Origin of the sequence: Ornithinimicrobium sp. INDO-MA30-4, assembly GCF_021535045.1 — a bacterium.
Taxonomy (GTDB): Bacteria; Actinomycetota; Actinomycetes; order Actinomycetales; family Dermatophilaceae; genus Ornithinicoccus.
This window is the reverse complement of sequence record NZ_CP091056.1, coordinates 741,923-762,631: the sequence shown is the minus strand read 5'-3', so window position 1 is coordinate 762,631 and position 20,709 is coordinate 741,923. Positions and strand designations below refer to the sequence as shown.

The following is a 20,709-nucleotide window of genomic DNA, read 5'->3' as shown; positions in this document are numbered from 1 at the left end:
TGAGGCTCGCGCCGCGACTTCTTCGACGGTTTCGCCCGGCGTTTCACCCGGATGATGCCGTGTTCAAAGACATTCCACGGGTAGCCCTTTTCCTTGCGGATATCGGCTGTGGTGATGCCCTCATAGCCGCCGTAGTCCCACTCCAGTAGGTCTGGGTCAATCGTATCTACCTCTAGCCCAGCCAAACCCGCAGTCGCACGAGCACGCTGCAATGGCGAGCAGCGCACGTGCACGAAGTTAAACTCCGCCAAGACCGGGCGCACTGAGCTAGCTGCTTTTTCGCCCTCAGGAAGGAGTGGAAGGTCAGTAAGCCCGGTGTGTTGCCCGGATTTTGACCATTCGGTCTCACCGTGGCGCACCAGCACCAATCTGCCGGATGGAATGTCTGGATGCCCGTAGCCGTCGATGCTCATGGTGGCAGACTATCGGGCATGGCAACAGAAAACCTTCGAACAGTTTCGCTGACCCGCAAAGCACACGTCTCCTTTGAGGCAACAAACTCTCGCGGCCAAAGTATCTCTATGGGGGATGGGTCTACAGATGAGTTCACCCCCGTTGAACTGTTGTTGGCAGCCGTCGCTGGTTGCTCAGCCATCGATGTTGATTTCTTGACCTCTCGTCTCAGCGAGCCGGACGCGTTTGTCGTACGCGCTGCGGCCGAGAAGGTGCGTGACGAGCACGGGAATCACCTCGCTGATGTCTCGGCTGAATTCTCAGTGACCTTTCCCGCCGGCGAGGGTGGCGACGCGGCTCGAAACCGGTTGCCGGACGCAGTCGCCAAGTCTCGTGACCGGCTATGTACAGTTTCGCGGACGGTCGCCCTACCCACACCTGTTGTTTTCACAGTGTCTTAGTTACATCTCCCCGGCAGCGATTGCGGGCTTCGTGGTCCTCATCGGATCCGGTCTCGTGTCCGGGAATAAAGCTAGCGTGAGAGCACAGGGAAACCTTCCAGGGGTATGTTGGGATTTATGGGGCACTCAAAGTTCAAGTGGGCCACGCTTTCACCGCGCGACGTCGAAGCTCTTTCGCGCCTGGTGAACCATTTAGCCAAGGTCGATGAAACCGAAGAGACTTCTCCCCGGAGGACCTTGCGGAGGAATTGGCTGTGGATGGCTTCGTTCCTGAGCTGGACACGGCGGCTGTCTGGGCCGAAGACGAATTGGTTGCCTACGGCATGGTCGGATCGCGCGCAAGCCTCGACTCAGACCACCTGGTGAGGGGCTGGGCCGAGGGTGGGGTCCACCCGCAATGGCGCGGCCAAGGGATCGGACGCCGCCTTTTCGATTGGCAAGAAGAGCGCGTCAAGCAACTAGCAGCAAGCGGGCACCCCGGAGTCGGCGCATACGTACGGGTCGACGGACAACAGGAGAATGCGCATAAGCGGGCGATTCTCGCGCATCGTGGGTACCGCCTCGCCCGCTACTTCAATGAACTCGAGCTCCTCATCGCCAACATACCTACTTTCGACGTTGCTGTACGCGGGGACAATGTTGCGCTGAAGACACCGGGGGAGAGCGATGGAGAAGTCGTGCGGGTGGCGCACAACTTTGCCTTCGCCGACCACTGGGGCACGACAGAGATGGAGCCCGGCCTGTGGCAGACAGGACTGTGGGGTGCTCGCTCAATGCGCCTGCAGCACTCAACGGTCGCGCGTAATGACAGGGGCCAGGTGCTTGGTTACGTCATCGTGCAGCAATACGAGCCCAGGGAAGCCTATATTCCACTCGTCGGTGTGGTTGCCGAGGCGAGAGGAAGGGGCCTTGCACAGGCGATGTTGCTGCGCACCCTTCGTTCCCTCCGCGCCTGCGACGACTTCGACAAGGCGCAACTTGGTGTGGATGCCGACTCGTTGACGGGTGCGACCGCACTATACGAGCGACTTGGTTTCGTCCCGGTCCGGCAGACGGCGATGATGCGCCTCGATTTGAGTTGATCGCGCGCTACGGTGAAGGTATGGCTCGTTTCTATGACATCCACCCAGTAGATCCCCAACCGCGGCTGATCCAGCAAGTCGTTGAGACCGTCCGTACGGGTGGCTTGGTCGCATACCCCACAGATGCCTGCTACGCCATCGGCGCCCAGCTAGGCAACAAGCAGGCCAAGCAGCGCATTACCGATATCCGCAAACTGGACGACAAGCACCATTTCACGTTGATGTGCGCAAACTTCGCCCAGTTAGGCCAGTTTGTCCACTTAGACAACGCCGTCTTCCGGGCCGTGAAAAGCGCAACACCTGGCCCATACACCTTCATTCTGCCGGCGACGTCTGAGGTGCCAAAGAAGCTCTTGCACCCCAAGAAGAAGACGGTCGGTGTGCGCATCCCCGATGACCGCATCACTCAAGCGCTGTTAAGCGAATTGGGGGAGCCCATGCTTTCCAGCACGTTGATCTTGCCTGGTGAGGAGGCGCCATTAGGGATGGGCTGGGAGATCAAGGACCGCCTCGACAACCAGTTGGAGGCGGTGATCGACGGTGATGAGACGGGGAAGGACCCCACCACGGTGATCGATTTCTCTGCGGGATACCCAGAGATTGTGCGCGTCGGAAAGGAGACCCGACACCGTTCGAGTAGACATGATCCCAGCAGCAACGGACGCTGCTCAACGACTGAAAGACGTGTCTACTGTTGCGCAATGACAAGGTCATCGCCACCTTCAGCCATGCGTTAGTGCGGGGGCGAGCCAGCAAAGGGCTAGTCGTCGCTCTCTTTCTGCTGTCGAGCCTGACGGCAGCCATTGTTGCGGGCACGATTGGCTACTCACGGGCTACGGCAGCACAAAGCGCTCAACAGGCACTCACCCAAGTCGACAACCCCGCAGAGGTCAGTCTGCGAGTGAGCACACGCCAACAGAGCACCCCCGAGGCACAAGATGCGGCTGCTCGCCAGCTCATCCAGCAGGCCTTTGCTCCCACATCGGTTTCCATTCAAAATTCCCTACGCACCGAGCCGCGCCCCGTGCAGGATCGTCCAGAACGCATCCAGATCATCGCCAGCGAGGACCTTACGCCACAAGGATCAATGCCCATCACGGTGACCGCGGGTCAATGGCCAGGTGGTGTTGGTGGCTCGCCGCTGCAAGGAGCCCTGCACGCTGATGCGGCCGCGCACTGGGGACTCACGGTCGAAGATGTGGTGGTCGTTGACGAACAGAGCGTGGTCATCGCGGCCTTATGGCGGTCTCAGGACCCCAGCAATGCCGTTTGGTTCAACGATCCACTGATCCGGTCTGGGGTGACTGCGGATCTGGTGGGGCCACTCATCGTCGACTCAAGCACAATCTCAGGGTTCACCGACCCGCCGATAGTCCAATGGACCATCCGCCCGGAGATCGATTCAGTGGACGCGCAGGCTCTGGGTCCCATAGCCACTGCAGCCACCCAGTTGCGCTCCACCCTGCAAACAGAGTCGGTGGAGTTACGCGGTGTTCAGGTGGAGGAGACCTAGCAGCAATAGCGGAGCAAACATCGGTCCGCATCGAGACATCTCGTGCGCTTGCTGTCGTGCCGCTGACCCTTTTGCTGACGGTCTGTTTAGTTGCTGTGTGGCAACTTGGCCGATTGGTGGCGGCTGCAAGGGCGGGGAGTCTGAATTACTTCTGGCTCGGGGAGCATCATGGCGCCAGATCATCGGATGGTCAGCGCTCGAAGTTGGTGTCGTCACTCTGGCTGGCACCACGTTGGGTGCGCTCATCGCGAGCGGATTGCTGAGTGCTGGGTCAATTGGGCCCCCGCAAAATGCTGCTGTTACGTGGGCCTCGGTTGCTAGTTGGGTTGTGGTCTTCGCGGCGCTCATTGTTGCCCAAGCGACACACTTGCGGCGGTTGGCCTACAGGGCAAAGGTGGATCAAGCTGGTCGGCACCAGGCTGTGGCAACGGTCGCTGCGATCGTTGCCATTGGTGGCGCCGCGAGTGTTTCGCTGTGGCAACTTTTGCGATACGGCTCGCCGCTAGTCGATGCGGAAGGCTCAGGCAGGCGCGCTGACCTACTTGCGGGGGCGGCTCCCACCCTGATGTTAAGTCTCTGCGCAGTGCTGGCACTTGCGCTTATGGGGCCCGCCATGAGGATGTTGACTAGCACCAGCCGTCGCAGCCGCAAGTTGGTTTGGCCCTGGCCACTGCCCAAGTAGGCCGAAGGCTGGTCTTGTACGCGGTCCCCTTGGTTCTGGTGGTGCTCTCCGTCGGCTCGGCAACACTGGCTGGCTTTTATTCGGCCACCTCGACCCGCTTGAACAACCAATTAGCGCAGGTCCAGCAAGGGGCCGATGTGCGGGCCACCCTGAGCGCTCCGGTGACGGACTCGGCAAACCCGATCCCGTCCCTGCCATCGGTGCAGGCACTCTCGGGGGTGGAGTCAGTGGCGCCAGTCTGGAGTACCACGACCACGGTGGGCACCTCCGATGCCGACCTTGTTGCTGCTCCGCTCGACGCGCTCAGTTCGGTCGCCAAATCCCCGGAAACCCCGCGAACCTATCGGAGTCCAGCGATCTCGTAGGCACCCTGATGTCCGAGCCTGCGGCAGGAGCGATCGCCCTGCCTGCTGGTGCTGCGGTTCTCGACGTTGACATTGCCTGGGAAACGGAAACTTCCGACGATGGGCCAACCGGAGTTATCGACGAGGTGGCTTTCTATGCGGATGTTTTGATTGAGGAGCAAGGGGTTGCCCCCGATCAAGCACTCTCGGAGGCTCTCTCGGACATTCTTGGGACTGGGGGAGGGCAACAACCCACCGTGAGTATGCAGGTGCTCGAGCCTGCTTCAGGGCTCACCCATGAGGTCGCCCTGGCTGACTTCGCTATCGCGGACGATTTCAGCCGCAGTGAAGGTGGCGAAGTCGACCTAGACACCTCGACGAAAACTGCACAGATCAGCATTCCTCTTCCAGCAGAGGGTGACTACCAGATCATCGGTCTGTCAGTGACAACATCCGCCTTTCTTCCTGGGGTGACACGAACAGCCACTGTGACGCCAAGCGTGGACGGCGAGCCACTTTCCGTGGCGCCCAGTGTTGAGTCGTGGTCGTCCACCAGGGATTCTGAATCCGAGCTAACGGCGAACACTGAGGGTGAACTCTCCCTCGTTGTTCCCTTGGACTCCACCATTCCAGACGCAAGTGGCCAAGCTCGGGTGAGCTTCTCGGGGCTGTCTGTTCCGCAGGCTTTGCCGCTGGCGCTGACTAGTTCGCTGGCTGAGACAAATAGCTTGGACCTCGGCTCGCTGGTCGAAGTCCAGGTTGCTGGCTCAGTGGTGAATGGGCAGGTGAGTGCCCTGGTTGACGCGGTGCCGGGGGTTAAAAGTGCCGATGCGATTCTGGTCGATGCTGGCACCTTAAGTCAGGCCATCTGGGCTCAGGATCAAGCTCTCGGTTATCCCGATGAGCTTTGGATCTCAGCGACGGTCCCAACCGAAGTCGCCGCCGAGGTATCGCAGATCGACGGAATCTCCGAGACGCGAGACTTCTCAGCAGAGTCAGCCGTTGATGCCGCTCAGCCGGTCCGAGAGGTGTTCTGGATAGCCGCCGCTGGATCAGTGCTCCTAGCGGGCGTTGGTGTCGGCGCAGCGAGTGCCAGTCTGAGCGCCTCTCGTCGCTCAGAAGTGGCTGTTTTGCGCGCTTTGGGGATGGCGGCCAGCAGGCAAGCACGCTCACGAGCCCTGGAACTATTCGCAGTTATCGGGCTGGCCCTCTTTGGGGCAGCCGCGGGCTGGTTGGTCAGTGTGGTCGTGGTGCCGGTGTTGGCTCAAGCGACCCTGGTTGCCGGGCAGGCAACCGTGCCAGCGTCCCTACAGCTTGATGTCGCCTCGTGGTCGGCCTTGCTCGGGCTACAAGCCGTCCTGCTGGTGCTTGTTATAGCGCGGGTTGCCCAGAAGGTGGCCCGGCAAGCCCGAGATGCGAGCTATCGGGAGGAGGTTCGATGAGCCACCGCCCGAGACGTACACCGGGTGTCGTCCGGATTGCTACCAAGCAGATCCGAGCCGATCCAGTAGTTTCGTTGTTGCTCGCGGCACTGGTTCTTATTTTGTCACTGGTAGCCACCGTGGGGCCAAGGCTTCTTACCGACATGAATTCACGTCAGGTCGACTACACCTTCAGTGATCTGTCGGTTCTGCAACGCGATGTAGCAAGCACAACGATTGCTCCCCTTGCCTACCTCAATGTGACCAGCGATGGTGTCGAGTTCAGCGATGCCGACCAAACCTGGGCCAGAGTCAATGCAGGCTTAGAACGCATTCGTCTAGATGAATCTGAGCCACTACGAACACTCCTGGAGCCTGGGCGCTTCTATATCGACGTCGATCAATTGGCGGTTGCTCCCAACGACCCGGACAGTGACATTTCACAGATCCGACTTCAATACCGTGTCGATCCTGCGTTGCCGCAGATAGCGACACTAGTCGAGGGCAACTGGCCGGTGGCGCACCTTCCGTTAAATGAGTTTGCTGTCGGTGGTAGCGACGGAGCGGTGCTGGTGACCACGGACAGTGAGATCGAGATTGCGCTGAGTCAGGATGCTGCGGAGCAACTGCACTGGGAGGTCGGCGAAGTGCGCGATGTTCCCGGGGCTGCGCAAACCCGACTTAGCGGCACCTACGAGCCCATTGATCCTCTCGATACCCACTGGTCACACAGCCCGTATGCACCCGAGTTGGCTACGTTCTTTGATGCCGACCGCGGCACCGAAGCGACGGCTGCGGCCTACCTGGCGCCCAACAACCCCGGAGTGGTGCGCCCAGGCTCTACGCGAACCTTCAAACTTTGGTATCCCCTCGATGCAAGCAACGTGCCCGGCGATGATGTGGCTAGTCTGCGTGCTCAACTGGGCGGCATGACTGCGGGCGAATCCGTGGTCATTGCCGAAGGTGAGGATCCGCAAGAAGTGTCCGGCAACGGGGTCCCACCCGACGGGTTCATCGAAGCGGGAATGACCGCTCGATTTACCACCGAACTTTTTGAGCCGCTCGATGCCTTAGTGGCCCAGCAACGCACAACCACCTCACTTGCTGCCGTCGTTGCTGCTGGACCGGCAGGGGTGGCACTAGCAGTGCTGGCACCTGGTGCACAACTGATAGTGACCCGTCGGCGGCCTACCCTCACCTTGGCCGAAGCCCGCGGTGGCTCACGTGGGCAAGTACGCGGTTTGCTGATGGCTGAGGGGGCACTCATCGGCTTGCCTGCTGCCGCGGTCGGCTACCTCCTTGCCGGGATCATCATTGCGCCACTAACGCCATGGCCGTGGCCAGCATTACTGGTCGCCGGTCTTATCGGTGCCTGCCCAATGCTGGCGCTTGGCTTGGCTCGAACGCCTGGTGCGCAGACACAGTCCCGCAGTGACCTGGGAGCCGCCCAAGGGAAGTATCGAGTGCTAGTAGAGACCATCGTCCTAGCGCTGGCAGCCCTGGCTGTCTGGCGGCTTCTTGATCGCGGATTGGTTAGCCAGAGCAGCGGGTTCGATCCGCTAGTTGCTGCGACCCCAGCGCTGCTGGCCCTGGCGTTCGGGGTGCTTACCCTACGACTGCTTCCGGTGCCGTTGCGAGTCATGACTGCGCGACTGCATGCCGGTGGGGTTAGCCCCGTTCCTCGGCGCGGTCAGGGCAGTGCGTGACCCGGCCGGGGTCTCCTACCTGCTGTCGTGGTGATTCTCAGCGTTTCCGTAGCAATGGTCGGCTCAGTTTTGGCCTCCACTATCACTGCGGGAGCACAAGACGCAGCCTGGCAGGAAGCAGGGGCCGAAGTCAGAGTCAGCGGCCCGGCGATCACCGACGACCTCAAAGCTAGCCTTGCCGCTGTGCCCGGGGTAACAGCTGTTGCTGGCGTCACCGAAGCAGAAGTCCGGATGAGTGTGACTGACTCCCAAGGGGCTCGTCGAGATGCCACCGTTTATGTCGTCGATGACGCCTTGGCCCAAGTCCAAGCCGGAACACCGTTGGCAGATACGCTGCCCGCTTCACTCTTTGACGACGAAACAGGGTTGAAAATTGTCTCTGGGGCTGAGCTGGACCCTGCTGCCGGGGCACTAACGCTCGGGCCACGTGGGGACGCGGAAGTGGTCGGCCACATTGACGATCTGCCCGGCATAACTACTGACCAACGCTTCGTGGTCGTCGCCAGATCGGCGTGGGAGGAAGCCGGCGGCGGCAGCGCGCAAGGACGACTGGCATTGCTATCCGTTGCCGCCGACAGCGATCCAAACCTGGTTGCCAATGCTGTGGCGCAGGCGGTGCCCAACTCCTTGGTCGAGACGCCGCAGGGAAAACTTGATGCGTTTCTGGCCGCTCCAGCTACGGATGGATTAAGGATGCTATTGCTCGCAGGGGTGGTGCTGACGACGCTGTTGACGGCCGTCGCTATTGCCCTGATTCAGGCATTGCGTGGGCCTAGCCAGTCCCGATTGTTGGCGATTTTGCGCACTCTGGGAGCCAACGCCAAACAATTGCGGTCGTTGACGGCCTGGGAGCTGGCACCCACGCTGGTGGCAGCCAGTTTTGCTGGGGTGCTCGTGGGAACCATTGTTCCCTGGCTACTGCTACAAACATTGGAATTGACGATTCTCACCGGAGGTCCTCAGCAGCCTGAGCTGGCGATTAACCCGGTCCTGCTGGGTGCGGTCCTCGGCAGCGTCATCGCGACCGTCGTGATCAGCACGGCGCTAGGGGCGACCGCATCGGCACGAACCAGTCTGGCCCAACACCTTCGTCTGGGTGAGGAAAGGTAGTCGTATGAACAATGTTGAGAAGCCGACAGTGACGGGCGCTCGCAGCCCGGATGCGATTGTGTGAGGACGTGGTGCGCATCTACTCCACTGAAGGGATTGAAATCCAGGCGCTACAGGGCTTGAACTTGCACGTTGAAGCCGGCGATGTGGTCGCTCTGGTCGGTGAGTCTGGATCGGGAAGTCGACCCTGCTCAATATTTTGTCTGGGCTAGATATGCCGACTGGAGGCAAGGCTCAGGTGGCCGGGGTCGACCTGATGTCGATGTCGCGCCGCCAGCGCGTCGCATACCGCAGGAAGAGTGTGGGGTTTGTCTGGCAACAGACGTCGCGCAACCTGATGCCCTTCCTCAGCGCGGCTGAGAACATTGCGTTGCCTATGCTCATCACTTCTCGGGCGGATCGGGGGAGCGGGTGGATGAGTTGTTGGAGATGTTGAACCTCAGCGATTGTCGCGATCGTCTGCCCCGCGAGATTTCTGGTGGGCAGCAGCAACGTGTTGCGATTGCCACCGCATTGGCCAATGAGCCAGCGGTCCTGTTGGCCGATGAGCCGACGGGGAGTTGGACGACGCGATGTCGAGCCAGGTGCTCAGCGCGATGCGGCAGGCTTCGGACCAGTTGGGGGTAACCGTGCTGATCGTCACCCACGACCCCACGGTCGCTGACCATGTGCGACGGACGGTGCGGATTCGAGACGGCCGCACTTCAACCGAGGTCATCCGCAGCCATGCCCTAGATGATGCAGGACAACAGCAGACGGTTGCGCACGAGTTCACGGTGATCGATAAGGCTGGCCGACTGCAGCTACCCGCCGCACATGTAGAGCGGTTGGCGCTGCGGGACCGGGTGCGCTTGGAGTTGGAGTCCGACCACGTGGGGGTATGGCCAGGGATTGCCAACGATGGGCAGGAGCGCGGCAATGACTAGTGGGTATGCGCTGGCCGGCGAAGGTTTGCACCGTGAGTTTGGCAGCGGTGCCGGGTTAGTGCGGGCCTTGGCTGGGGTAGATCTCGAAATCCGCCCCGGTGAGTTGACCGTTGTTCGGGGCCCGTCAGGATCGGGCAAGACCACGCTGTTGAACCTGTTGGGTGGGCTAGATCGGCCAACCTCGGGGCAGGTGTTGTTGGCCGATGGCAAAGCACTCTCGGAAATGTCAGAGAGCGATGTTCTGGAGGTCCGGCGGACTTCAATCGGCTACGTGTTTCAATCGTTCGGGCTGATCCCCGTGTTGTCGGCGGCGGAGAACATCGAAGTGCCGTTGCGACTGCTGGAGACGCCAGCTGATGAGCGCAGCGAACGGGTAGCGCAGGCGCTAGAGGCCGTTGGTCTGAGCAAGCATGGACACCAGCGACCCTATGAGCTCTCTGGCGGGCAGCAGCAGCGAGTGGGCATCGCCCGCGCACTCGTTAACCGGCCCCAGATTTTGATCGCTGACGAACCGACCGGACAGCTAGATTCGGCGACCGCGGTGGCAATGATGGATCTACTGACTGGCCTCGTACACGAACAATCGACCGCCGCGGTGGTGGCCACCCACGACCCGCAGTTGATGGATCGCGCCGATCGTGTTGTTGAACTGCATGAGGGCCAACGCCTTGGCTAGGGTGAGGCTTAGCTCGCGTATGACTGAAAACAAGCAATGTAATTCTATATAACTATTGTTTTATAGGATTACATGGCTATGCTGAGTGGATGCAAAAGCGACTGTACGCTCCAGGGGCAGGCCACCAACCTCCCGAGCTCGCTGGTCGAGGAAGTCTGGTCGACGAATGGTCATTGATGCTGACCGAGTTGGCCTCTGAGGGGCGATTCGTCGCCATCGACCAACTGCTGACTGGTCCGCGAGGTGTGGGGAAGACCTCCCTGTTAACCGCATACGGGAACGCGGCACGGGATCAAGGCTACGAAGTGGTGACTCTGCAGTCGACCAAGGGTGGCTCGTTCTTCGGCGCCTCCTTGCTGCGCCACGCGGAGGAGATGCTGTCCCAAGGCTCATCTCCGTGGGAGAAAACTCGCAAGGCCTTTGAGCGTCTGAGTGGTGTCGGGTTGGGTGGCGTGAGCTTCAGTCTGACCGACAAGGAGTCCGAGGGGGCTCAGCCCTTCTCCATGGATGACCCGGGGCCGCTGGCTCGAACGCTCGCCTCATTGGCATCGAATGTGCAGGAAGAGAGGGGAGGGGAGGCCTCCTGATCACGGTCGATGAACTGCAGACCGCGCATCCCTCGGACCTGACGCTGCTGGCCGGGGCGCTGCATCGCTTAAACGTCGACCACCCCACAGCACCGGTTGCCTTCGCAGCCAGCGGCTTGCCCAACACGATGAGAACCCTCATCGAAGCCGGGGTGACCCACCCTGATCGACTGCTAGATCACCAGCCGATACCGGTGCGGCTTAGTGCTGTCGATGCATCCAAGGCCATCGCTTTGCCAGCCAACAAGCGTGGTGTGTATTGGCACGCCGATGCCTTGCGAGCCGTGGTCAAGGTGTCGAACGGCTACCCGGCTCACGTTCAGATCTTTGCTCATGCGGTATGGCGCCAAGCCCCGGGCCCGACTGCCATCACCATGGCGGATGCAAAGAGGGTATCGATCACGCGGGTCGTGAGATCAGCCGAAGAACCCTAGACCCCCGGTGGGATCTGATGACCGATCGCGGCAAGGAGTACATGGCTGCTTTGTCACTCAATGGAGGACTTGCTTCGGTCAAGGCTATGGAGGCGACGCTGGGGCGACCTCAACGTGAGTTCACTTATGTGCGAGACAGGTTGATCGAAGATGGCGATATTTACTCCCCGCAACGAGGTGTCGTGCAGGTCAGCATGCCGCTCATCGCCCCGTATGTGATCGCCAAGTATGAATCTGCACGAGAGATAGCAACCACAAAGTTGCTTAGCCTCGACACGCTCCGCCGCAACGCCAAAACCCCAGGTCAGACCAATGACTGACTCGAGCCCTGAAGCCAAGGAGCCTAGATGACAGAGCAAGAGGCGCTTGGCCAACTACTTGGCGCGTGGCAACAGCGAAGAAGCCGAGTCCCCGTGGGGCCATATCCGACCTGCAACTCGCCCCGCACACCGTGAAAAAATACTGCATGCGAAGTTTTGACGAGCTAGTAGCCGAAGCCACTGCAGCGGACATTTCAGGGTGGGGTTTCGACTGGCTGGACGGGCGAGCCACCGAGGAACGCCCGCCCTGGGGCTATGCGAAGCTCCTCGCTGATCGACTCAGGCAAGTCAAGTCCGCACTGGATCTCGACACCGGAGGCGGGAAGTCCTCTCGGAAGCTCCTACATTTCCACCAATAATGGTCGCTACCGAAGCGTGGCCCCCCAACGCACAGTACGCCCGTGAGTTACTGGGCCCCCGAGGTGCCGAAGTCATCGAGACCGTCGAAGGAGATCCATTGCCATTCCCCGACGAGTCTTTCAAGCTGATATCCGCCCGTCACCCCGTGCACCCGGACTGGAAGGAGATACACCGCCTACTCCAGCCAGGAGGAGCCTATTTTGCGCAGCACGTCGGAAAAGCCTCGGCCTTCGAACTAATCGAACACTTCCTAGGCCCGCTGCCAGAGGAACGCAAGAGCCGCGACCCTGAACGCGAATGCACAGCAGCAAAGGATGCCGGCCTAGGCATCACCCGACTGCACACCGCCCGATGCCGCATGGAATTCCGTGACGTGGGTGCCGTGGTGTGGATTCTCCGCAAGTGCGTCTGGTGGGTGCCAGACTTCTCAGTGGAGAAGTATCACAACGAGCTCCTCGGCCTTGATGGACGTATGCGAAATGGTGAGCCGTTCGTGGCATTTTCAACGCGACACCTGATCGAAGCACATCGACCGGAGTCTCCGCCGTCGACTGTTTAGAACGCTACCCCTGATCGCGCCTCTCCAACCTCCACAGAACGACAAGCAAGGGGCAAACGATTCGTGAAAGCAACGCACTAGCGTCGTATATTTCACTTTTTCACAAGCCACCCCTATATGAGGGCGTCGATCTGAATCCTGTCAAAACTGAAACTAAGCAAGGCTCTCGTGGACGCGTTCTGCCAAAAGCCGATCGCGAAATCTCCGGAGCCGACATCTAATCGTTGAACCTGCGTCAATCGCCGCCAGTCTATGCGCCAGTCATATTGCGCCATCTCGATGGTGCCATCGCGTAGCATCTGCACCTTCCATCGTTCGGTCCTACCAGTTTCCTGGGGTAGTCCGATCCTGTGGCGGTGGACGCGATGGGAAAGAACGACGGGGAGAATTGTGTTGACAACTTAAGGTCGGTCGGATGGAAAAGTCTCTGTGTGCAGGCAGCAAAAACGGGACTTGACTCTGTCGCCTCCTCCCGGTTTGCCTTGTCGTACACGGCAGACATACAAGTGTGCACCCGGTTCCGATCCGGATCTGCATCCACCCAGGCGAATAGATCGTCGAATATCGTCATCTCGGTTCCCATCGACAGCACCCAAATCGGCAGTGGGTGTTCTGTGTTTAAGAGTTGTGAAGCCAGAGGCTGATACATCGTCAAACCGGGTCTGCTGCATGGATAGGTGACAACTTCGCGGGAAAGTGCTTGAGGCGCGGCCCCGGCTACGCGGGGACTTCAGGTGAGTTTCGTCGAACCCTTGACACTGCCGGACGAGTAATAGAGCATTACTGGAGTCTCCCAACAGGGGGGGCTGTGAGAGGGGTATCTTGTGAAGAAATTTGTGACAGCGTTGCTTACTACAGTCCTCCTGGTTGGCGTGAATGCGCCCGGAGCGTCAGCGGCCACCAAATACGGGGGAGGCCTTGGTTGCGGGTCCGGGGATTGGGTAAACATCTACTCCTCGACGAATGGCAAGTCGAATCACAAAGCGTGGAAAACTGATGGAACTGTAAGAGTTTACAACCTAGGCTATGTGAGTAGCAGTTATTCGGGTCGAAACACCACGACGTCCTGGCGCACGCTAGGTAACACCTCGGCGTGGGGCCAGTACTCGGTCTACCACATTGGCAGGACGTGCGTGTGAAGCTTGTCGCTACTTCCAGCTATTGGATTCTGGGACTCGCGATTGGATTGGTGTTTGCCGGGTGTGGCACGGGCAGCAGTTCGGAAGCTCCTAGTTCTGGTCTCGCCGCTACGCAGACGGCTAAAGCCGATCCCGAAACCGCAGGATTCCCTCCCGTGGCAGCGATTCGTGAGGTGACTCCAGAAGAGTTCGACGATGTTTATGAGTCGTGCATGGCGGAGGACGGCTGGGTTCTATCTTTGGACGAGTTTGGGCAGAGTTCCATAGAACTTGCTCCTGGCCAAGAGGACGATTTTGACTTAGCCTCTTACACGTGCAACGAGCAGTATCCGGTGGCTGATAAGTACTCTGAGCCATTGACTGAAACGCAATGGAGGAGTGTTTATGACCACTATGAATCAGACGTGATTCCTTGCCTTCAGTCGCTCGGGTATGCGCCTGATCCGTTGCCGTCTTTTGAATCATTCTTAGCAACTTCGGATTCACCCGAGGCTTACCAAATCATTTCGCCTGGAACCTATAGGGATATTACCGAAGACGTTCAAGGCGGTCGGTGGACGACTCCAGATGATGTAACTCAGCGGGAATGCCAGGTGCAACCGTCAGACGATGTGCTCTACCCGTGAGAGGCATAGCGGCTAGTTTGGTGTTCACTATCTCAGGCTCGTCCTGTCAACTACCACCGTGGGGGTGGAGTCATCAGTCACTCTGGGCGTAGTTCTGTGCTCTTGGTTTTGGTTTTGTTGTTGATCGTGGGGGCTGTTGCTGGGGGTTGGTGGGCCGCCCGGGTCACATTGCCTACAAATACCGCTGGCAGCGCCGATTCCGCGCAAGAAGACGTGGGTGTGGTGTGGGCTGAGGCGAGCCAGGGGTCGGTGGGTCAGTCATTGGGGTTGTCGACGACGTTGCGTCAGCCAACTGAAGTGGTGGCGGCGAATACACTGATGGGTGTAGTGACATCAACTGATGCTGGTGAGGTCAGTGCTGGCGATGTGGTGTACGTGGTGGGCGATACTCCGGTGCGCGTAGTGCAGGGTTCGGTGCCATTTTGGCGGGACTTGGCCGAGAGCGACAAGGGCGAAGATGTTCGGCCGTTGCAGCAGTTGTTGATTGACAAAGGGTACTTGGGTGGGGTAGCAGACGGTGATTTTGGGGCGGGGACGGAGGCTGCAGTGAAGGCATGGCAGAAGGACGAGGGCAAAGAGCGGACCGGGATCGTGCCATTGGGTGAGTTGGTGTCGGTGCGGGAGTTGCCGACGGTGGTGCAGTTGGGTGAGTCGATCGCGGTGGGCAAAACCCTTGCGGGTGGCGAGGACGCGGTGTTGGCACCTACGGGTAGCCGGGAGTTTGTCCTGGTGGTTTCTCAGGAACAGTCTCGGTTAATTCCTGCTGAGGCCGTCGTTGAGGTGAGTTTTGAAGAATTTGTGTGGCCCGCGCAGATTGTGGGGTCTACCCAGGATGAGTTTGGTGGCACTGAGTTCGAGCTGGTTGCGGTTGATGGTGGGCCGGTGTGCGGCGATGACTGTTCAGCCTTACCCAACGTTGCTGAGGTTACGCTGAGATCAGAGGTCATCGTTGTCCCGCAGACTGAGGGAGTGAGTGTGCCGGCCGCTGCTGTGCACATCCGTGCTGATGGCGGTACCTATGTCAATACCCAGGGCGGTGAGGTCGATGTCACGGTTATCGGTTCAGGACAGGGCATCGCGATTGTGGAAGGTATCGAGATAGGCGCTTTGGTGCAGGTCCTTGGCGATGTCGGTGTTGGGCCGGTCCCTGCCGATGACGGGTCGACCACGGATAGCGGCCGGTGAAGCACGAGTGTTGGCTGTTGAGGGAGTCGGGTTTGCTTACCGCAAGGGTGGGGAAGAGCTGTTTGGCGGTTTGAGCCATACTTTCGCGCCTGGGTTGGTGACGGCGGTGACGGGCCCCTCAGGCAGAGGAAAGTCGACCCTCTTGTATGTGCTGGGTTTGATGTTGACTCCGACGCGGGGCAGCGTCCGGCTGGGCGAGGCGGACGTGTCTTCGGCCAGTGATTTTGCTCGGTCTCGGGTGCGGGCCCACCAGATTGGGTTCGTTTTTCAGGATGCTGCATTAGACCCGACTCGCACAGTGCTGGACTCGGTCGTGGAGCCAGCGTGGTACGCAGGCCATGGGTTAACCGTGGCTCGAAATCGGGGACGCGACTTGCTGGATCAGATGGGTGTGGGTGCTCGTGCTGATCACCGGCCGGGTGAGATCTCGGGCGGTCAGGCCCAACGAGTTGCGGTCTGCCGGGCCTTAGTGACCGATCCGGTGGTGGTGTTGGCCGATGAGCCGACAGGTAACTTGGACCGGGACAACGCCGCAGGGGTGCTGGCCGCGTTGTCGGCTGCCGCTACTGGCTCTGGGCACAGCAATGGCGTGGCTCGCACCGTGGTTATTGCCACGCATGACCCGTTCGTCATTGACCGGGCTGATGAGGTGTTGGAACTGTGAAGTTTGGGCTGGTGCTCAGAGAGGGTGTGGCCACGATGTGGGCCGCGAAAGTGCCGTCTACCCTGGTTCTGTTGTTGGTGGCCGCGATGTGCGTAGCCACGATAGCCACGGTTGGTCAGACTGCGGCCGCGGACCAGCAGCTGCAAGAAAGGCTGGACTCAGCCGGTTCGCGAGTGCTGGTCGTTAACGACGGCCAGAGTGGTGGTTTGATCAGCCCGACGATTATTGATCAGGTGAAGGGCCTGTCCACGACTGAGCGAGCGGTGGGCACGTTAATCCCGATAGATGTCGTTAACGGGGCGGTGGGGCAGGGCGCGACCCGGGTGCCCGCCTGGGGGTGTATGGCGACATGCCGGCCGTCGCAACGCTAACGGCGGGGCGTTGGCCAGGACCTGGTGAGGCGCTGGTCAGCGATGAAGCCATGACCCGACTAGGGTTAGATGCACCGTTGGGGTGGGTCGCTCAAGCTTCGACAACGGCAACGAACGACTTCACCGTGGTGGGTTCCTTCGCACCGCGAGAGCCATTTGCCACCTATTCGGCAGGCTTGCTGTACGCCGCTGCGGAGGACCAACCGTTGGATTCTCTGCATGTGGTGATCACGCACTCCGGGGCAGCTCAATCAACCCAAGGCCAGGTCCTTAGCTTGATTGCGCCGCCCACACCGACCGACATTGCGGTGTCATCACCGATATCTCTGGCCGATCTGCAGGCTCAAGTCACTGGCGACCTCGCGACCTTTGGCCGCACGTTACTGGCTGCGGTGCTCGGTGGCGGAGGTTCGTTGGTCGCCGTTGTCGTCCTGGCTGACGTTCTCGTCCGACGCAAAGATCTAGGGAGGCGCCGAGCGCTTGGCGCGACTCGGTCAACCATTGTTGCCCTCGTGCTCGTACGCACCCTGGCTCCAGCCATGCTCGGCGCAACCCTTGGGTGTTCGCTCGGGGTAGCGCTGGCCGCTCGGATTGAGGCAGTTCCGCCGTGGTCGTTCACCGTTGGCACAGCGACTCTCGCAATCCTGGCTGCTGCGACTGCCACCGTCGCTCCGGCACTCTTTGCAGCCGCTCGGGATCCTGTCAAAGTGCTTCGCACGCCCTGAGTCAACGCTATCAGGATCGGCTCACCCTGAGCAGCGCCGTATAGGTCAGAATCGGGAGGGTTGAGTCTGCCCAGACTTTAGTTGACAGTCATGGTGGTGGTTGGTCAGGCCTCTCGCGCGGTTGTGGAGATCGTCTCGCAACTCGACCGGGGTGAGTTTGCCGAGGCGTCGATGGCGGAGTCGCCGGTGGTAGGTGCGTTCGATCCAGGTGATGATCGCCAGGCGTAGGTCGTGCCTGGTAGGACACCGTTGCCGGTCCAGGACGTTCTTTTGCAGCAAGGAGAAGAACGATTCCATCGCCCGTTGTCCGCACTGGCTTGGACCGGAACTGCTCACGCTCAACCGGTCGTCGCAAAACCCGAGTTCAGGAGGGTGTTGGGGGGCGACCATCCAGTTAGTTGGTCGAGACGGAATTTCAGGAGAAAATGTCCTGTCTCGTGTCGTCGCTTCTTACGAGGGTCTTGTATAAGAGTTTTCTGAGACGAGGAATGACGTAGGCGGAGACCTGTACCGTTTTGGCCTAAAGTTCGCGGAGAAGTGGCGCCGACATGTCGTCGCGCACCTACTTTACATAATGTCGCTTATCGGCGTTATTACGATGTTTACGTCAGTGCCGCGGTAGCCGCCCGATGGCGGCGGCAAGCAGGCTCCTTGACCACCAGAGATCCTCGGATCCACGTATTGGATCAGTGCTAGGTTTGAGGTCCATCTAAGGAGTGTCCGTCATGGACAGGAACCTGATTGCTGGACCATTCGCCATCGTCGTGGGAATCGGACTCTTGGCGCTGGCTTTTGCTGACGCCGTCTCCGCTGGATTCCTCTGGGGTGCCCTCGGCTTTGCGGCGGTCGCCTTCGGCGGCTGGATTATCTTCAGCACGAGGCAAGGAAGCGGGAAACACAGCGGCTAAGCGCCCACTCCGCTTCGATGTTTACGGGTAGTCGATTCGCACCAGTGGACCTTCTGCGAACAAGCCACCCGGCGAAGCAACTTCAGCGTTCGCCCACATGTGGTGCGGTATGCCCAGGTCAGCGAGGTAAACAAGCCCGAGGGCCGCTTTGGCTTGGTCGGTTTTAAACCCGTGCTTCGGCAGACCCACGCTCACTGTCGCATCCGCGATCACACTGCCGTCGTGCTCGCCGGTGTCACCGTTGAGTCCGCTGGGCTGATCAAGGGCAACAATCGGCATACCGCTCTGGGCAACCCATTCGGCCACCGTCTTAATCGCACCACGCAATGGCGGCGCGGCATCGAAGCCGAGCATGGCATCGAGGAAAACGTCCCCACGGTAGACATCGGTCAGCGGCTCGCCAGCGTCAACGCCGACAACGGTGGTGCCATCCGAGACGGCGCTCTGCGGCAAACTTGGCGCGGTTGTGCGCAAAACGGTCACCTGGGCGCCGGCCGACAGCAACATTCGGGCTGCCTTCCAGCCGCCATTCCCATTGCCGCCAGGGCCCACACCTACGACGACATGCAGCTCGTTCAGCGGGCGAGCGATAAAGTCGCGCGTTGCATTGACCAGTCCGCGCCCAGCACCTTCAGCCACGGCTATCGGGCCGACTCCCCGGCCTCAAGTTGGTCGTCGACATGACGCATTTGATCAATGCTGATGTGCACAACGTCGCTGGCATTTCTGACCGGAAGACTCATACTCAAAACCTACCTAACCATCGGCTAGCAGGTCGCTGGCGCGCAGCAAGAATCAGTCTCAGATTGGTCCTCGTCCTGCAGGTCTCTTGAGCAGACGCCCGTTTCTGGCAGGTCAAGATGCACCAGATCAGCTGCCTCTTGATCGCCGGCCAGAGCGGCGGCGATAGAGCGGACTTGCTCGTAACCAGTTGCTAGCAAGAACGTGGGGGCTCGCCCGTAGGACTTCATGCCTGCCAGATAGAAGCCATCATCGGGGTGACGCAGCAACCGCTCACCGTGGGGTGAAACCGTGCCGCATGAGTGATGGTTCGGGTCGATCAATTCACCCAACCCGCTGGGCGACTCGACAACGGGATCGAGGTCCAGGCGAATCTCGCGCAGCATCTCCAGGTCGGGCCTAAACCCAGTCGCGTTCACGACGACATCCACCTCAAGCTCAAAAGGCTCTTCACGCTCGGTCCCGGTGACCAGCAGTCCGCCCGATGTGGGGGTCAACTGCTCAATCGAGACACGCTTGACCAGCGTGAGTTGCCCGTTCTCCACAGCCTGTTGCAGCTTGGTGCCGAGATAGCCACGCGCAGGCAAAGCGTCGTCCTCTCCCCCGCCAAAGAGGCGCCGCGCCGATCCCCCGCGGATGACCCAGGTGACCTGAGTCGCTGGCTCGGCGGCAGCCAGGTCGATGAGGGCGAGCAGCGTATTTGCGGCCGAATGCCCCATCCCGACGACAAGCGACCGGTTTCCAGCAAAGGCTGCCCGGTCTGCGCCCAGCACGTCGGGCAGCGGCCCCGAAATGAAGTCGTTGCTGTCCTGCTCCCCCACCGCGGGCAGCCCGCCTACGCCCAGCGGGTTCGAGTTGCCAAACGTGCCAGATGCGTCAATGACGGCCCGCGCCAAGACGTCCTCGACCCGGCCATCCTGATTGATGGTGCGCACACGGTAGCCGCGTCGCGCCCGGCCCAACGAACGCGTCAGGTCCGCACCATCGCGAGCAACGGCCAACACGCGGGTGTTCGTCCGCAGTCGAGACGCGATCTCGGGAGTCTCGGCGAGCGGCGGAGGTAGTTGGCGATGAACTCTGCGCCGGTGGGAAGCTCATCAGCCTCTGGGTCAGCCCAGCCAGTGCGCGTCAGAAGTTCGCGGGCTGACCCGTCCACGTTATAGCGCCAGGGGGAGAATAGGTGAACGTGGCCCCACTGAGCGACAGCGTCACCGGCCTGATCGCCCGATTCGAGCACGACCACATCAAGTCCGCGTTCCACCAGATGGGCTGCCGCGGCCAAACCGACTGGACCAGCACCAATGACGACGACTGGCAACTCTGCCCTGGCTGCGTTCTCCACTCGCACTCCTCGTATCGACGAACGTGAATGGGACAACGCTAACCCATCTATCGACATACTTCAATGTATGCGAAGGTGGGGGTATGGAAACATCTGCGCCAGCCGCGAGCACCGGGTCGATCAAGCAGACTGCCGAGTTGGCCCAAGCCTTCAAAGCGTTGGCTGACCCGACTCGGGTGCAACTTGTCTCGATCATCGCGAGGCAACCCGGCGCCGAAGCCTGTGTGTGCGATCTGACCGAGCCGGTGTCGCTTTCGCAGCCGACGGTGAGTCATCACCTCAAGATTTTGGTCGATGCTGGCCTGCTCGCCCGCGAACAGCGTGGCCGGTGGGCCTACTACTCCGTGGTGCAAGACCGCTTCTCGGTGATCTCCGGAGCACTCACCGACCTCTCCGGTATGCCGGGTCGCTAGTTCGCTCTTCGCCCCTGGCTG

General features: G+C 60.4%; 26 protein-coding genes and 3 pseudogenes. 24 read left to right on the top strand and 5 right to left on the bottom strand.

Going from position 1 to position 20,709, the window contains the following annotated elements; genetic code table 11:
• Positions 1-125 precede the first annotated feature (125 nt).
• Positions 126-413: pseudogene (locus L0A91_RS18335) on the bottom strand (histidine phosphatase family protein); the annotation flags it as partial.
• A gap of 18 nt (positions 414-431) precedes the next feature.
• On the opposite strand from L0A91_RS18335, the gene L0A91_RS04400 reads away from it, so the two are divergent.
• The 22 genes and pseudogenes from L0A91_RS04400 (at position 432) to L0A91_RS04305 (ending at position 17,284) form a co-directional block, all read left to right on the top strand.
• The gene (locus L0A91_RS04400; RefSeq protein WP_235246007.1) at positions 432-854 is read left to right on the top strand and encodes an OsmC family protein; all 423 of its coding nucleotides are present in this window, start codon (positions 432-434) and stop codon (positions 852-854) included.
• Positions 855-1,108: 254 nt separating this feature from the next.
• Entirely contained in the window at positions 1,109-1,936 is an 828-nt protein-coding gene (locus tag L0A91_RS04395) for a GNAT family N-acetyltransferase (protein WP_235246006.1), read from the top strand.
• A 20-nt stretch (positions 1,937-1,956) separates the two neighbouring features.
• Positions 1,957-2,576: pseudogene (locus L0A91_RS04390) on the top strand (L-threonylcarbamoyladenylate synthase).
• Positions 2,577-2,630: 54 nt separating this feature from the next.
• On the top strand, positions 2,631-3,449 hold the full coding sequence (locus L0A91_RS04385) for a hypothetical protein (protein ID WP_235246005.1): 819 nt from the start codon (positions 2,631-2,633) through the stop codon (positions 3,447-3,449).
• 97 nt (positions 3,450-3,546) lie between these two features.
• Positions 3,547-4,131 (top strand): hypothetical protein, encoded by a 585-nt coding sequence (locus L0A91_RS04380; protein WP_235246004.1) that lies wholly within the window; start codon positions 3,547-3,549, stop codon positions 4,129-4,131.
• 14 nt (positions 4,132-4,145) lie between these two features.
• Entirely contained in the window at positions 4,146-4,496 is a 351-nt protein-coding gene (locus L0A91_RS04375; protein ID WP_235246003.1) for a hypothetical protein, read from the top strand.
• A gap of 8 nt (positions 4,497-4,504) precedes the next feature.
• On the top strand, positions 4,505-5,917 hold the full coding sequence (locus L0A91_RS04370) for a hypothetical protein (protein WP_235246001.1): 1,413 nt from the start codon (positions 4,505-4,507) through the stop codon (positions 5,915-5,917).
• Positions 5,914-7,602, top strand: a complete 1,689-nt coding sequence (locus L0A91_RS04365; protein ID WP_235246000.1) for a hypothetical protein — start codon at positions 5,914-5,916, stop codon at positions 7,600-7,602. Before L0A91_RS04370 ends, L0A91_RS04365 begins: the two co-directional genes overlap by 4 nt.
• Before the next feature lie 27 nt (positions 7,603-7,629).
• Positions 7,630-8,712: an FtsX-like permease family protein gene (locus L0A91_RS04360; RefSeq protein ID WP_235245999.1), complete on the top strand. Its 1,083-nt coding sequence runs from the start codon at positions 7,630-7,632 to the stop codon at positions 8,710-8,712.
• A gap of 214 nt (positions 8,713-8,926) precedes the next feature.
• Positions 8,927-9,148, top strand: coding sequence for a hypothetical protein (locus tag L0A91_RS18330; RefSeq protein ID WP_311198002.1), 222 nt, complete (start codon positions 8,927-8,929; stop codon positions 9,146-9,148).
• The gene (locus L0A91_RS18325) at positions 9,142-9,339 is read left to right on the top strand and encodes an ATP-binding cassette domain-containing protein (RefSeq protein WP_311198135.1); all 198 of its coding nucleotides are present in this window, start codon (positions 9,142-9,144) and stop codon (positions 9,337-9,339) included. The genes L0A91_RS18330 and L0A91_RS18325 overlap by 7 nt, the downstream gene beginning before the upstream one ends.
• Positions 9,273-9,638 (top strand): hypothetical protein, encoded by a 366-nt coding sequence (locus L0A91_RS18320; protein ID WP_311198186.1) that lies wholly within the window; start codon positions 9,273-9,275, stop codon positions 9,636-9,638. Before L0A91_RS18325 ends, L0A91_RS18320 begins: the two co-directional genes overlap by 67 nt.
• On the top strand, positions 9,631-10,314 hold the full coding sequence (locus tag L0A91_RS04350; protein WP_235245998.1) for an ABC transporter ATP-binding protein: 684 nt from the start codon (positions 9,631-9,633) through the stop codon (positions 10,312-10,314). Before L0A91_RS18320 ends, L0A91_RS04350 begins: the two co-directional genes overlap by 8 nt.
• A gap of 89 nt (positions 10,315-10,403) precedes the next feature.
• Positions 10,404-10,901 carry an ATP-binding protein gene (locus L0A91_RS04345; RefSeq protein ID WP_235245997.1) on the top strand — a complete coding sequence of 166 codons (498 nt, stop codon included), beginning with the start codon at positions 10,404-10,406 and terminating at the stop codon, positions 10,899-10,901.
• A gap of 152 nt (positions 10,902-11,053) precedes the next feature.
• Positions 11,054-11,335: a hypothetical protein gene (locus tag L0A91_RS04340; protein ID WP_235245996.1), complete on the top strand. Its 282-nt coding sequence runs from the start codon at positions 11,054-11,056 to the stop codon at positions 11,333-11,335.
• Between the two features lie 17 nt (positions 11,336-11,352).
• Positions 11,353-11,655: a hypothetical protein gene (locus L0A91_RS04335; RefSeq protein ID WP_235245995.1), complete on the top strand. Its 303-nt coding sequence runs from the start codon at positions 11,353-11,355 to the stop codon at positions 11,653-11,655.
• A gap of 358 nt (positions 11,656-12,013) precedes the next feature.
• Positions 12,014-12,574: a methyltransferase domain-containing protein gene (locus tag L0A91_RS18315; RefSeq protein WP_397333790.1), complete on the top strand. Its 561-nt coding sequence runs from the start codon at positions 12,014-12,016 to the stop codon at positions 12,572-12,574.
• Positions 12,575-13,709: 1,135 nt separating this feature from the next.
• Entirely contained in the window at positions 13,710-14,339 is a 630-nt protein-coding gene (locus tag L0A91_RS04325) for a hypothetical protein (RefSeq protein WP_235245994.1), read from the top strand.
• A gap of 96 nt (positions 14,340-14,435) precedes the next feature.
• Positions 14,436-15,524 (top strand): peptidoglycan-binding protein, encoded by a 1,089-nt coding sequence (locus tag L0A91_RS04320; RefSeq protein WP_235245992.1) that lies wholly within the window; start codon positions 14,436-14,438, stop codon positions 15,522-15,524.
• Positions 15,493-16,188: an ABC transporter ATP-binding protein gene (locus L0A91_RS04315; protein WP_235245991.1), complete on the top strand. Its 696-nt coding sequence runs from the start codon at positions 15,493-15,495 to the stop codon at positions 16,186-16,188. Before L0A91_RS04320 ends, L0A91_RS04315 begins: the two co-directional genes overlap by 32 nt.
• Positions 16,185-16,559, top strand: coding sequence for a hypothetical protein (locus L0A91_RS04310; protein WP_235245990.1), 375 nt, complete (start codon positions 16,185-16,187; stop codon positions 16,557-16,559). Before L0A91_RS04315 ends, L0A91_RS04310 begins: the two co-directional genes overlap by 4 nt.
• Positions 16,538-17,284, top strand: coding sequence for an FtsX-like permease family protein (locus L0A91_RS04305; RefSeq protein WP_235245989.1), 747 nt, complete (start codon positions 16,538-16,540; stop codon positions 17,282-17,284). Before L0A91_RS04310 ends, L0A91_RS04305 begins: the two co-directional genes overlap by 22 nt.
• Positions 17,285-17,329: 45 nt before the next feature.
• Here the strand turns inward: L0A91_RS04305 and L0A91_RS04300 are convergent.
• Positions 17,330-17,584: pseudogene (locus L0A91_RS04300) on the bottom strand (IS3 family transposase); the annotation flags it as partial.
• A gap of 425 nt (positions 17,585-18,009) precedes the next feature.
• On the opposite strand from L0A91_RS04300, the gene L0A91_RS04295 reads away from it, so the two are divergent.
• Positions 18,010-18,192: a hypothetical protein gene (locus L0A91_RS04295; protein WP_235245988.1), complete on the top strand. Its 183-nt coding sequence runs from the start codon at positions 18,010-18,012 to the stop codon at positions 18,190-18,192.
• 21 nt (positions 18,193-18,213) lie between these two features.
• On the opposite strand, the gene L0A91_RS04290 is transcribed toward L0A91_RS04295, so the two are convergent.
• The 3 genes from L0A91_RS04290 to L0A91_RS18310 form a co-directional block, all read right to left on the bottom strand.
• Entirely contained in the window at positions 18,214-18,831 is a 618-nt protein-coding gene (locus tag L0A91_RS04290) for an NAD(P)H-hydrate epimerase (RefSeq protein WP_235245987.1), read from the bottom strand.
• 128 nt (positions 18,832-18,959) lie between these two features.
• On the bottom strand, positions 18,960-19,934 hold the full coding sequence (locus L0A91_RS04285) for an NAD(P)-binding domain-containing protein (protein WP_311198000.1): 975 nt from the start codon (positions 19,932-19,934) through the stop codon (positions 18,960-18,962).
• On the bottom strand, positions 19,904-20,275 hold the full coding sequence (locus L0A91_RS18310; protein ID WP_311197999.1) for an FAD-dependent oxidoreductase: 372 nt from the start codon (positions 20,273-20,275) through the stop codon (positions 19,904-19,906). The genes L0A91_RS04285 and L0A91_RS18310 overlap by 31 nt, the downstream gene beginning before the upstream one ends.
• Positions 20,276-20,358: 83 nt before the next feature.
• On the opposite strand from L0A91_RS18310, the gene L0A91_RS04280 reads away from it, so the two are divergent.
• Positions 20,359-20,688, top strand: coding sequence for a metalloregulator ArsR/SmtB family transcription factor (locus L0A91_RS04280; protein WP_235245986.1), 330 nt, complete (start codon positions 20,359-20,361; stop codon positions 20,686-20,688).
• Positions 20,689-20,709: the final 21 nt, after the last annotated feature.